Source organism: Kitasatospora sp. NPDC101157 (assembly GCF_044768255.1).
Classification (GTDB): domain Bacteria; phylum Actinomycetota; class Actinomycetes; order Streptomycetales; family Streptomycetaceae; genus Kitasatospora.
Genome location: NZ_JBIWPL010000007.1, coordinates 79,853 through 91,449 on the forward strand (window position 1 = coordinate 79,853; position 11,597 = coordinate 91,449).

The 11,597-nt window shown below is 75.8% G+C and carries 12 protein-coding genes; 3 read left to right on the plus strand and 9 right to left on the minus strand.

The window, feature by feature from the left end; translation table 11 throughout:
* Positions 1 to 29 precede the first annotated feature (29 nt).
* Positions 30 to 1,733, minus strand: a complete 1,704-nt coding sequence (locus ACIRVF_RS17320) for a GAF domain-containing protein (protein WP_402818505.1) — start codon at positions 1,731 to 1,733, stop codon at positions 30 to 32.
* A 406-nt stretch (positions 1,734 to 2,139) separates the two neighbouring features.
* On the opposite strand from ACIRVF_RS17320, the gene ACIRVF_RS17325 reads away from it, so the two are divergent.
* Entirely contained in the window at positions 2,140 to 2,997 is an 858-nt protein-coding gene (locus ACIRVF_RS17325) for a universal stress protein (protein WP_402817727.1), read from the plus strand.
* 55 nt (positions 2,998 to 3,052) lie between these two features.
* Here ACIRVF_RS17325 and ACIRVF_RS17330 read toward each other — a convergent pair whose 3' ends face one another.
* From ACIRVF_RS17330 to ACIRVF_RS17360, 7 genes are all read right to left on the minus strand, one after another.
* On the minus strand, positions 3,053 to 3,610 hold the full coding sequence (locus ACIRVF_RS17330; RefSeq protein WP_402817730.1) for a copper chaperone PCu(A)C: 558 nt from the start codon (positions 3,608 to 3,610) through the stop codon (positions 3,053 to 3,055).
* Positions 3,607 to 5,853, minus strand: a complete 2,247-nt coding sequence (locus tag ACIRVF_RS17335; RefSeq protein ID WP_402817732.1) for a heavy metal translocating P-type ATPase — start codon at positions 5,851 to 5,853, stop codon at positions 3,607 to 3,609. Before ACIRVF_RS17335 ends, ACIRVF_RS17330 begins: the two co-directional genes overlap by 4 nt.
* 32 nt (positions 5,854 to 5,885) lie before the next feature.
* Positions 5,886 to 6,047 (minus strand): hypothetical protein, encoded by a 162-nt coding sequence (locus tag ACIRVF_RS17340; RefSeq protein WP_402817735.1) that lies wholly within the window; start codon positions 6,045 to 6,047, stop codon positions 5,886 to 5,888.
* A gap of 97 nt (positions 6,048 to 6,144) precedes the next feature.
* Complete coding sequence (locus ACIRVF_RS17345) at positions 6,145 to 6,555, minus strand: MerR family transcriptional regulator (RefSeq protein ID WP_402817738.1); 411 nt, start codon at positions 6,553 to 6,555, stop codon at positions 6,145 to 6,147.
* 290 nt (positions 6,556 to 6,845) lie between these two features.
* Positions 6,846 to 7,250: an NTP pyrophosphohydrolase gene (locus tag ACIRVF_RS17350; RefSeq protein WP_402817741.1), complete on the minus strand. Its 405-nt coding sequence runs from the start codon at positions 7,248 to 7,250 to the stop codon at positions 6,846 to 6,848.
* Positions 7,251 to 7,333: 83 nt separating this feature from the next.
* Complete coding sequence (locus ACIRVF_RS17355) at positions 7,334 to 7,747, minus strand: PPOX class F420-dependent oxidoreductase (protein ID WP_402817744.1); 414 nt, start codon at positions 7,745 to 7,747, stop codon at positions 7,334 to 7,336.
* 49 nt (positions 7,748 to 7,796) lie between these two features.
* Positions 7,797 to 9,191, minus strand: coding sequence for a D-alanyl-D-alanine carboxypeptidase family protein (locus ACIRVF_RS17360; RefSeq protein ID WP_402817747.1), 1,395 nt, complete (start codon positions 9,189 to 9,191; stop codon positions 7,797 to 7,799).
* A gap of 196 nt (positions 9,192 to 9,387) precedes the next feature.
* On the opposite strand from ACIRVF_RS17360, the gene ACIRVF_RS17365 reads away from it, so the two are divergent.
* Complete coding sequence (locus tag ACIRVF_RS17365) at positions 9,388 to 9,585, plus strand: hypothetical protein (RefSeq protein WP_402817750.1); 198 nt, start codon at positions 9,388 to 9,390, stop codon at positions 9,583 to 9,585.
* A gap of 41 nt (positions 9,586 to 9,626) precedes the next feature.
* Here ACIRVF_RS17365 and ACIRVF_RS17370 read toward each other — a convergent pair whose 3' ends face one another.
* Complete coding sequence (locus tag ACIRVF_RS17370) at positions 9,627 to 10,388, minus strand: TetR/AcrR family transcriptional regulator (RefSeq protein WP_402817753.1); 762 nt, start codon at positions 10,386 to 10,388, stop codon at positions 9,627 to 9,629.
* Between the two features lie 89 nt (positions 10,389 to 10,477).
* Here ACIRVF_RS17370 and ACIRVF_RS17375 point away from each other — a divergent pair, with 89 nt between their 5' ends.
* Positions 10,478 to 11,332: a siderophore-interacting protein gene (locus ACIRVF_RS17375; protein WP_402817756.1), complete on the plus strand. Its 855-nt coding sequence runs from the start codon at positions 10,478 to 10,480 to the stop codon at positions 11,330 to 11,332.
* Positions 11,333 to 11,597: the final 265 nt, after the last annotated feature.

Genomic DNA, 11,597 nt, shown 5'->3' on the forward strand with positions numbered 1-11,597 from the left:
CGTCCCGGGGTCGCCCCCGCCCCCGGGTGTCACGACCCGAGCGGAGCCTCCCACACCAGCCGGGTGCCGCCGCCCTCGCCGTCCGCCGGGCCGAGGGTGAAGGACCCGCCGACCCGTTCGGCGCGCTCGGCGAGGTTGCGCAGCCCGCTGCGCCGCCCGCCCTCGGGAATGCCGACCCCGTCGTCCGCGACGCTGAGCACCACCCGTCCGGCCAGGGCGCGCAGGTTCACCTCGACCCGGGTGGCGCGGGCGTGCCGGGCGGCGTTGCTGAGGGCCTCCGCCAGGACGGCGACCACGTGTTCGGCGAGTTCCTGGGGGACGTCGGTGTCGAGCAGGCCCTCCATGCTCAGCCGGGGCGCGAGGCCGAGCGGGCCCTGCGCCTCGGTGACGACCCGGGTGGCGCGGGCGCGCAGCCCGCGGTCGGGTTCGCTGTGGGCGCGCAGGCCGAAGATGGTCGAGCGGATGATCTTGATGGTCTCGTCCAGGTCCGCCACCGCCCGGGCGACCCGGTCGGCGGCGGCCGGGCTCTCGATCAGCCGGCCCGCGCTCTGCAGGGTCATCCCGGTGGCGAACAGTCGCTGGATGGCCAGGTCGTGGAGGTCCCGGGCGATCCGGTCGCGGTCCTCCAGCAGGTTCAACTGCTCGGCGTCGCGGCGCCGTTCGGCCAGCTCCAGGGCGAGCGCAGCCTGGTCGGCGAAGCCCAGCAGCGGCCCGGTCTCCTCCGGTCCGAACGCGGCCTCGCCCCGCGCCCGGGCGAGCAGCAGCACGCCGCGCCCGTACCCGGGGCCGGTGCCCAGCGGTACCGCGACGGCCGGCCCCAGCCCGTCGAAGCGGCCCGCCGGACCGGCCGCGAAGCGCGCGTCGCAGGCCAGTTCGTCGCTGGTCACCGGCGAGCCCGAGGCGTACGCGGCACCGGAGAGCGTGCCGTCCACCGGTACCGTCACCCCGAGCCGGGCCGAGGGCTCGGCGCCGAGCGCCACCTCCACGGCCAGTTCCTCGGCCCGCTCCTCCGGGCCGGCCAGCGCCACCGAGACGTCCGCCAGTTCGGCGCCGGCGATCTCCCGGGCCCGGCGGGCGATCAGCTCGACCACGTCCAGGCGCGGCGCGCCCGACAGCAGGCTGCGGGTGATCTCGGTGCTCGCCCGCAGCCAGCGCTGGCGCAGCTGCGCCTCCTCGTACAGCCGGGCGTTGTCGATCGCGACCCCGGCGGCGACGGCCAGGGTGGCGATCACCGCCTCGTCGTCCTCGTCGAAGTCCAGTCCGCCGCGCTTGTCGGTCAGGTAGAGGTTGCCGAACACCTCGCCGTGCACCCGCACCGGCACCCCGAGGAAGGTGTGCATCGGCGGGTGGTTGGGCGGGAAGCCGACCGAGGACGGGTGGTCGGAGAGCACCGGGCAGCGCAGCGGCCGGGGGTGGCGGATCAGCTCGCCCAGGATGCCCCGGCCGGCGGGCGGCGCGCCGATCCCCGCCATCTCCTCGTCGGACAGACCGACCGTCAGGAACTGCGACAGGCTGTGCCCGTCCGGACCGATCACGCCGAGCGCGCCGTAGCGGGCGTCCACCAGGTCGACGGCGGCCTCGACGATCCGGTGCAGCGCCTGGGCGAGGTCCAGCTCACGGCCGACCGCGAGCACCGCCTCCAGGAGGTTGTGCACCCGGTTCTGGGCGCCGCGCGCCGCGTCGATCCGCCACTGGAGCTCCTCCAGCAGTTCGTCCAGGCGCAGCCGGGGCATCCGCGCGACGCCGCCCGCCGCGCTGCCGTCCGCTTCGCCCACCGCTGTCCTCCTCGTTGTCGCCCGCACGCGTTCCCGCCCGGACCGGCTTCCCGCCCGGACCGGTTTCCCGCCCGGACCGTCCTCGTCCCGACCGTCTGCGCAGGCCGGGCGGCCCGCCGGTCGGCCGGAGCGGCTCGGGCGCCGTCCGACCAGCGGGAACGTCGTGTCCACACGGTAGTGCCCGGGTGTCGCCGGGGTGGAGGCCGGGGTCGCCCGTAGTGTTCCGGCCGTCGGGTCCTTCGTCCCGCGGGCCGGGGGCTTGCGGCCTCTGGTGGCGGGCCGTCGGCGGACGACAGGGTGGGAGCAGAGCGGACGGGGCGTCAGCGCGACGTTCCCGGGCACCGAGGCAGTAGGAGGAACTCTGATGACGTCAACCGTGGTGGCCGGGATCGACGGCTCGCCGGCGAGCACCGCCGCCGCCCAGTGGGCCGCGGAGGAGGCGCGACGCCGCGGGGCGGCGCTGCGGCTGGTGCACGCCTGGCCCTGGCTGACCGACGGGGTGTCCTCCTTCACCGAACCGGACGACCTGCCGACCGCCGCCCAGCGCATCCTGGCCGAGGCTGCCGACGCGGTCCGCGGACCCCACCCGGAGCTGACCGTCCGCGCCGACGCGGTGCTGGACGCCCCGGTGGACGGGCTGGTGGCGGCCGCCGCCGAGGCGGACCTGCTGGTGCTCGGTTCGCGCGGGCGCGGCGGCTTCACCGGGCTGCTGCTCGGCTCGGTCAGCATGGCGGTGGCCGGACGCAGCGACACACCCGTGGTCGTGGTGCGGGACACCGGACAGGGGCACGAGCCCTCAGGCGAGGTGGTGGTCGGGGTGGACGCCCACAACCCGGAGGAGGCGGTGCTCTCCTTCGCCTTCCGCGCGGCGGCCCTGCGCGGCGCCCGGGTCCGGGCGGTGCACGGCTGGGACCTGCCGCCGCTGTTCGGCTACGCGGGCGGGGCCGTACCGCCGGCGGAGGTCGAGCAGCTGGAGGCGCTGGAGGCGAAGCTGCTGACGCTCGCCCTGGCCGGGCAGCGCGAGCGGCATCCGGCGGTCGAGGTGGTCGAGGACGTCCGGCTGGGCGCCGCCCGGGGGCTGGTGGAGACCTCCGCCGGGGCCGCCCTGGTGGTGGTCGGCCGGCGCCACCGCTCGGTCGAGCTCGGCCCGCGCCTGGGCCGGGTCGCGCACGCGGCGCTGCACCACGCCGAGGCACCGGTCGCGGTGGTTCCGCACGACTGACGCGCACGGCCCGGCGGGGCGGGGGAACGTGTCCCCGCCCGCCGGGCCGGCGGTCTCAGCGCGGGCGCTCGCCCGGTGGCAGGACCGTGGCGGTCAGCCGCAGCGGCGGGCTGTGCCGGAAGGAGAGGGTGAAGCCCACCCGCCGACCGGGCTCCAGCGGGGGCGGGGCGGCAATCATCAGATCGGCGTCCTCGGGGGACATCGCCAGTTCGCCCCGGCCGGGGACGGGCAGGGCGGGGACCGGCTCCCAGCGGCCCGCGGCGCCCTGGTGAAGATGTCGCTTCAGGGTGATCGGGCCGCCGAACTCCCACTCGGCGCCGGTCAGTTCGTCGGGTACGTCGCCCGGGTTGCGGATCGTGAAGAAGGCCGCGGTGGCCGAGGCGGCACCCGCCGTCGGCAGCAGCATCCAGCCGTCGTCGGCCTCCACCGGGCGCGGAGCCCCGGCGCCGCCGACGGCCGTCCAGCCGGTGAGCAGCGCCAGCGCCAGGGCCGCCGCCGCGACCGGCGGGCCCGCCACCTTGATGCGCTCGGCCGCCTTGAACGGACCCGCGACCTTGAACCGACCCGCCACCTTGAGTCGCTGCGCCGCCGTGATGCGCTCTCCCGCCCTCACCGCCGGCCCCCCTTCCGCTGCTGCCCGCGCCCCGGTTCCCAGGTGCGCAGCCGCAGGCTGTTGCCCACCACCAGCAGCGAGCTGAGCGACATCGCGACCGCCGCCAGCATCGGGTTCAGCAGCCCGACGGCCGCCAGCGGGATCAGCACCAGGTTGTAGCCGAAGGCCCAGAGCAGGTTGGCCCGGATGGTGGCCAGGGTCTGCCGGGCGAGGCGCACCGCGTCCACCACCGCCTCGATCTCGCCGCGCACCAGGGTCAGTCCGGCCGCGCCGATCGCGGCATCGCTGCCGGAGGCCAGGGCCACCCCGAGGTCGGCCGAGGCCAGCGCGACCGCGTCGTTGACGCCGTCGCCGACCACCGCGACCGTCCGTCCGGCGGCCCGCAGTTCGGCCACCACCTCGGCCTTGCGCTCGGGCGAGGCCGAGTCGTGCACCCGCTCGATGCCCAGTTCGGCGGCGACGGCCCGCGCGGCGCCCGGGCCGTCGCCGGTCAGCAGGACGGTCTCCAGCCCCATTCCGCGCAGCCGGTGGAGCGCTCGCCAGCTGCCCGAGCGCAGGGTGTCGCCGACCGCCAGCACGGCCGCCGCCCGTCCGTCCAGCTCCACCAGTACGGCGGTGCGGCCCGCGTCCCCGGCCGCCGTGACGGCCCGGGCGAGCTCGGGCGGCAAGGCGGAGGCTGCGCCGGTGGTGGCGGCGCCGTCGGGCCGGACGGCCCGGACCGACCGCCCCTCGACCGTGCCGGACACCCCCAGCCCGGTCGTCGCCGCGAAGCCGTCCACCGGCGGCAGGGCCGTGCAGCGCTCCCGGGCGGCCGCCGCGACGGCCCGTCCGATCGGGTGCTCCGAGCGGTGCTCGACCGCGCCCGCCAGCCGCAGGACCTCCTGCTCGGAGAGCCCGGTGAAGTCGTCGGCGACCGTCACCGCCGCCAGCTCCATCCGGCCGGTGGTCAGCGTGCCGGTCTTGTCCACCACCACGGTGTCCACCCGGCGCAGGCTCTCCAGCACCTCCGGGCCGCGCACCAGCACGCCCAGCTCGGCGCCCCGGCCGGTCGCGGCGAGCAGCGCCGTCGGGGTGGCCAGGCCCAGCGCGCACGGGCAGGCCACCACCAGCACGGCGACCGCCGCCGTCACCGCCGCCTGCGGGGCCGCGCCCGCCCCCAGCCAGAAGCCCAGCACGCACACCGCCATCGTCAGCACACAGGGCACGAAGACCCCGGCGACGGCGTCCGCCAGCCGCTGCGCCCGGGCCTTGCCGGCCTGGGCGTCGCTCACCAGCGCGGTGATCCGGGCCAGTTGGGTGTCCGCGCCGACGGCCGTGGCCCGGACCACCAGCGCCCCGCCGACGTTCACCGTCGCCCCGGCCACCCCGTCCCCGGGGCCGACCTCGACCGGTACGCTCTCCCCGGTCAGCAGGCTCAGGTCGAGCGCCGAACCCCCTTCGACCACCACCCCGTCGGTGGCCACCCGTTCCCCCGGCCGTACCACGAACTCCTGCCCGGGCAGCAGGAGTTCGATCGGTATCAGGCGCTCCTCACCGTCCTCCGCCCGGACGCACACCTGCTTGGCGCCCAGCTCGGCGAGCGCTCGGAGCGCGGACCCGCTGCGGCGCCGTACCCGGCCCTCCAGCAGCCGCCCGGCCAGTACGAACAGCGGGACGCCGACCGCCGCCTCCAGGTACACGTGCGCCGCGCCGCCCCCGTCGGCGGTCAGCGAGAACGGCATCCGCATGCCCAACTGTCCGGCCCCGCCCAGGAACAGCGCGTACGCCGACCAGCCGAAGGAGGCGACGACACCCAGGCTGACCAGGGTGTCCATGGTCGCGGCAGCGTGCCGCAGCCCCCGCAGCGCCCGGTGGTGGAAGCCCGCCGAGCCCCAGGTCACCACCGGGACGGCGAGCGCGAAGCACACCCACTGCCAGGCGGTGAACTGGAGCGCGGGCACCATCGACAGCGCCAGTACCGGGACGGCCAGCAGGGCGGTGACCAGCAGTCGCCGGCGCTCGTCCGGCTCCTCCTCCGACGACCCGCCGGGCATCTCGGACGAGGCCAACTCGGCTGTGCAGCCCGCGCGTTCGACGGCCGCGACCAGCTCCTCGACGGACACCCCGGCCGGATGCAGCACCCGGGCCCGTCCGGTCGCCAGGTTCACCCCGGCCGTCACCCCGTCGATCCGGCTCAGCCGCTTCTCGACCCGGCCCACGCACGCGGCGCAGGTCATCCCGCCGACCGCCAGATCGGTGGACACCAGCGCTCCGGAGTCAGCCCCCGCGACCGGGCTCACCGCATCCCGCCCATGTCGTGCCCACCCGCGCCGGGCGACGCCCCGCCGCCCCGGCCCGGCGTCAGCCCCGGAGCCACCGGCCCGGCCTGCCGCCCCACCTCGTACGCCACCACGAACACCACCACCAGCAGCAGGGCGAACCCCGCCAGCACACTCAACGGCCGGACACCCGGCGATTTCGCACTCACCCCCCACCAGTCGGACGACCGGAGCGGCTGGTTCCCGCACCGTGCGAAGTCGCTCCGGCACCGGGCACTACGCGCTGTCCGGGTGGGACGGGTTCCACAGCCGGTCGGCCTCGCCACGGGCGAGGTGTTCCTCGTAGATCCGCACCTTCTCCCGCATCACGTCCAACGTCCCCTGCAGCTCCCGGATCTGCGCCTCCACGTGCTCCTGGTGCCGGCGCAGCAGCTCAAGCCGCTCCCGCTCGTTGCCCGTGCCCTGGCGGGCCAGCTCGACGTACTGCCGGATCACCGCCACGGGCATCCCGGAGGACCGCAGCTTCGTGCAGATCGCCAGCCACTCCAGGTCCTCCTCGTGGTAGACCCGACGGCCGTTGGACCGGCGGCGAACCGGGTTGGCGAACAGCCCCTCACGCTCGTAGAACCGCAGGGCGTCCACGCTCAGCCCGCTGCGCTGCGCCACCTCACCGATGCTCAGGTCCATGACCGTCCCTCCGTCACCCAGTTGTTGATCTGGACCCGACTCTAGGACCTGGCGTCCAGCCGTCGACCCGTCGGAAGCGGCGGGAACGGGCGTCCGAGTTCGCCGTCGAAGGCATCTCCGAGGCGCTGCACGGCGCACTGGCCCTCGGGGTCCGCGTCACGATCGTCGGACCGGGCGGCCTGCGTACGGACTTCCCGAGCAGTTCCGGCCTCCGGACCACGCCGGCCACCCGGTGGCGCCACGTGGCGCTCTCCCTCGCCATCCGACGTGTCGGGGGCGCGTCGTCACGATCACTGATCCCGGACGCTCCGCGGGCCGGTGACGTCCGCGCCCAACTCCGTCACCCGGCCGCGCAGTTCGCGATCGGCAGTGACCACCAGGCAGGCCCGTGCCGGTTCTCCGGCGCGGGCCTCGCGGACGAGTTCCACGATCCGGTCGTCCCCGCTGCCCTCCGCCGGCACCACCCGGACCTCGGGCACACCGGTGACCCCGCGGGCCAAGCCCTCGACCACCAGCACCACCTCCAGCGGGCCCGGATGCCCCGGCAGTCCCCGCCCGGCGACCCCGACCAGGGAGTCCCGCAGGCGCTCGGCTGCGCCGCGCCGGTCGCGCCACCAGCCGTCGGGCACCGAGCCGACCACGTTCGCGCCGTCCACCACCAGCAGGAGTGGCGGCGTGGCCTCGTACTGTTCCATGGCGGCCAAGCCTGCCACGGGCGCGTCACCACCCGCCGCCACCACGTCTACGAGACCTCTCCTCACCCGCACCTGCGGGCCGGTCAGTCTTCCAGGGTGATCCGGATGCCGACGGTGCCGCGCTCGCCGCGGCGCAGCCGGCTGCCGAGCAGGGTGAGCACGCCGAGCAGGCCGTACTTCTGCCGCAGCAGGGTGCGGTAGGCGGCGGTGCGCTCGGGGCCGAGGATCTCGGCGGTGGCGGGGTACTGCTCGCCCGTCGGTCGGCCCTTGACGTCGCAGGGGCCGACCAGGACGTCGGCGCGGTTGCGGATCCGCTTGACCTTCCAGGAGTCCGTGACGGTCCAGATGCCGAGGGCCTCCCCGTCGCGGACCACCCACACCGGGGTCGGCACCGGGGTGCCGTCCTTCTTGTAGGTGGTGACGAGCAGGTAGCTGCCGCTGGAGAGGCCGACGATCCGGGCGAGCCGGTCCGAGGCGGCGGGGTCGGGCGTGGTCATGGCCGGAAGTCTAGGGCCTGTCGTCGAGCTCCGCGGGCGCCGCCGCAGGTCAGCCCCGGCGGGGGCGGCGGCGGAGCAGTGCGCGGGCGCGGCGGGAGAGCCGCCGGTGGCTGCGGCGGCCGACACCGCTGGAGCCGATGCCCATCGTTCCCACACCGGTGGGACCGCCGACGAGCCACGGCGCCGTCGTGACGGCGGACGCGGAAGAAGCGGAGGAGGCGGAAGAACCGGCCGGGTTACGGCGGCGGCGGACGGTGCGGGCGGCGCCCCAGACGGCGAGTCCGGTGGCGAGGACGGCCCCCGACCACAGCGCGGGCGCCAGGACGGGGTTGCCGTGGAGGACGGGCGTGCGGGACCACGGCGGCAGCTCGGCCCCGCCGTCCCCGGCGGCCCCCGGAGCACCGCCGGACGGGCTGCCGGCCGCCCCGCCCGTGGCACCGGCGGTGGCCTGCGGGGCGAGGTCCTCGGCCAGCTGCCCGACCGGCTGCACCTTGCCCGCGGCCGCGAAGCCCCAGTCGAGCAGGCTGGCGGCCTCGTCGTACACCTTGCCCTGGGCCTCGGGGTGCATCACCGTCACCAGCAGGGTGCGGCCGTCGCGCTCTGCGGCGCCGGTGAAGGTGGCGCCCGCGTTGGTGGTGTAGCCGTTCTTGACGCCGATCAGGCCCGGGTACTTGCCGAGCAGCCGGTCGGTGTTGGCGATGTCGAAGGTGGTGCGCTGGCCGGTGGCCTTGTCCAGGCCGCCGGGGAAACGCGCGGTGCGGGTGGAGCAGTAGGAGCGGAAGTCGGCGTTGCGCAGCCCGGCGCGGGCGAACAGGGTGAGGTCGTACGCGGAGGAGACCTGGCCGTCCATGTCGTAGCCGTCGGGGGAGGCGACCTTGGTGTCCATGGCCTGGAGCGACCGGGCGCGGGCCTGCATCTCGGTGACGGTCTGCGGGACGCCGCCGTTCATGTGCGCGAGCACGTGCACGGCATCGTTGCCGGAGCTCAGGAAGACGCCCCGCCAGAGGTCCTCGACCCGGTACGGCAGGTTCTCCTTGACGCCGACCAGGCTGCTGCCGACGCCGAGGTCGGCGAGCTCGGCCGGGGTGACCTGGTGTTGCAGCGAGCGGTCGAACTTGGCCATCACGGTGTCCGCGAACAGCATCTTGAGGGTGCTGGCCGGGGGCATCGGCAGGTGGGCGTTGCGGGCGGCGAGCACCTCGCCGGTGCCGGCGTCGGCGACCAGCCAGGAGCGGCCGGTCAGTCCGCCGGGCAGGGCGGGGGCACCGGCCAGCGGCGCGACCTGGACGTCCGAGCGGCCCAGCCGCTCCCCGCCCACGGTGGAGGAGCGGCTGTCCTGGCCGGTGGCCGCCGGGGCGCCGGCGGCGAGCACCAGGGCGGAGGCGGCGGAGGCGGCCGCGATCCTGGCGGCGGACGGTGACTTCTGCTGACGCTTCTGCTGCACACGGCGAACGTACCGGCGCCGCCGCCGGGCCGCCGTGCCTGCTGCTCCGTCCGGAGCCACCGGCCGTTCCGGCGCCCGCCTGCGCGCCCGGTCGCCTGCCCGTCTGCGCGCAGGCCCGACGCCCGCGACTTTGGTGATCGCCGGTCGCGCTGAAAGTCGGTTGGGCGGGCGGTGACGGATTCCTAGGCTCGGGGGCATGAAGAACCTGCTCGGCTACCTCGGTTTCGTGCTGATCCTGGGCGGCGGCACCGGCCTGGTGTCCGACCGGCTCGGGGGCTTCCGGCTGTTCGGCTTCGTCCGCTTCCTGGTACCGGACGGCCACGAGACCGCCGGGTACGCCGTGCTGCTGGTGCTCGGCGTCCTGCTGGCGATCCCGGCCGCCCGCCAGGGCTGACCCGGCGGGCCCGTCAGGGGAGTCCGGCCGCGACTGCCGGGTCAGCTCCCGCCCTCCGAGGCCACCCCGTCGAGCAGCACCGCGAGTCCGGCCCGGAAGGCCTCTCGGTTACCGTCCTCGGGCGTCCCGCCCCCGGTGCTCTGCAGGGCGGTCAACAGCGGGAAGCGCTGCGGGAAGTCCGGTGCCAGTTCGGCGAGTCGGGTCGAGCGGGCGTGCCACCAGTCCTCGTCGGCGACGCCGGTGGCGGCCGCGGCGCCGCGCGCCTCCGCGGTGGCGGCGGCCGTGCCGCGGACGAACTGCCAGAGTGCGGCGACCGCCCCGCGCAGTCGGTCCGGGCCCGGCGCGGCCGACTGGAGAGCGCCCAACAGGCTTTCCATCGCCGCGAGTTCGGCCGGTCCGAGGACGGGCCGGGCCTGCGAGACCTGGAGCACCCAGGGGTGGCGCAGGTAGCAGGCGTACAACTGCTCGGCCCAGGCGGTGACAGCGACGCGCCAGTCGTCCGACGGCGGGTAATCGCCGGGGAGTTCGGCGAGTACCCGGTCGTGCATCAGGTCGAGCAGTTCGGCCTTGCCGGGCACGTAGGTGTAGAGCGCCATCGCGGTGCGGCCGAGCCGTTCGCCCACGGCGCGCATCGACAGGGCGGCCATCCCCCCGGCGTCGGCCACCGCGATTCCGGCGGACACGATCGCGTCCACACTCAGGCCCGGTTTCGGGCCGCTGCGCCCGGCGCGCGGCTCCTCGGCCCGGCCCCAGAGGAGGGCGAGTGAGCGATCGGGATCTCCCTGCCCGGCGTAGACGGTCATCCAGGCATCTCCTTATGGCGTAAAGTAACTCCGCGACGGCAACTCTTTATGCCGTAAGGTTATCAGTTCCGCATCGAAGGGGTTTCGCGATGACACTGCCGGTCACCTTCGTCGAGGTCGTGGCGGTCGACCGGATCACGCCGCGCACCGCCCGGGTCACCTTCGAGGCCGCGGCCCTGGCCGACACCGTGGGCACCGCGCCCGACCAGCAGCTCAAGCTCTGCTTCCCTCGCCCCGGCCAGTCCCGGCCGGTGCTGCCGGCCCAGCAGGACGACCCGATGGGCTGGTACCAGGCCTACCTGGCCGTCCCCGAGGCCGAGCGCCCGCTGCTGCGCAGCTTCACCCTGCGCCGCAGGTACCCCGGCACCCGCCGGATCGAGGTCGACTTCGTGCTGCACGGCGACGCCGGCCCGGCCGCCGCCTGGGCGCTGCGGGCCGCGCCGGGGGACGTGCTCGGCCTGGTCGGACCGTCCGCGCTGTACGCCCCGCCGGTCCCGTTCGCCGAGGCCGCGGCCGAGGCCGACTGGGTGCTCCTGGCCGGGGACGAGACGGCGCTGCCGGCCATGGCGACGCTGCTGGAGGCGCTGCCCGAGGGGGTTCGGGCGCACGCCTGGATCGAGGTCGAGGACCGGGCGGAACGCCGGCAGCTGCGCAGCCGCGCCGAGTTGGAGGTGCGCTGGCTGTACCGGGACGGCGCCGCCCCGGGCAGCGCGCTGACCGGGGCGTTCCGGGACGGCGTGCTGCCGGGTGGGCGGCCCTTCGTCTGGCTGGCCGGGGAGGCGGGGGCGGTACGGGCGGTGCGCCGGCACCTGGTCGGGGAGCGGGGGGTGCCGAAGGAGCGCATCGACTTCACCGGGTACTGGCGCCACCGGCTGACCCAGGACGACGCGCCGACGGCCGAGGACCTGGCGGACGCCCAGGAGCGGCTGGCCGCCGCCTCCTGACGGTGCCCGGCGGGGCGGGTGGCGGAACCAGCCGGACGCGGCCGGTGGCGGAACCTGACGCGGCCTGACCGGAACCGCCGGGCGGCCGGGGAGTGTGGACGAACTCCCCGGCCGCCCGCGCGGCTTCCGCCCGGAGTCGCCGAAGTGCGTTGTTTCGACCTCGGCCGACGGGGAAGGAAGGGTCGCAGTGTCGACAAGTAGGCAGCCGGTGGCGATGTTCCGCCGATGGCCAGATTCCGCCACTGGCAATTTTTGCCGGTCGATC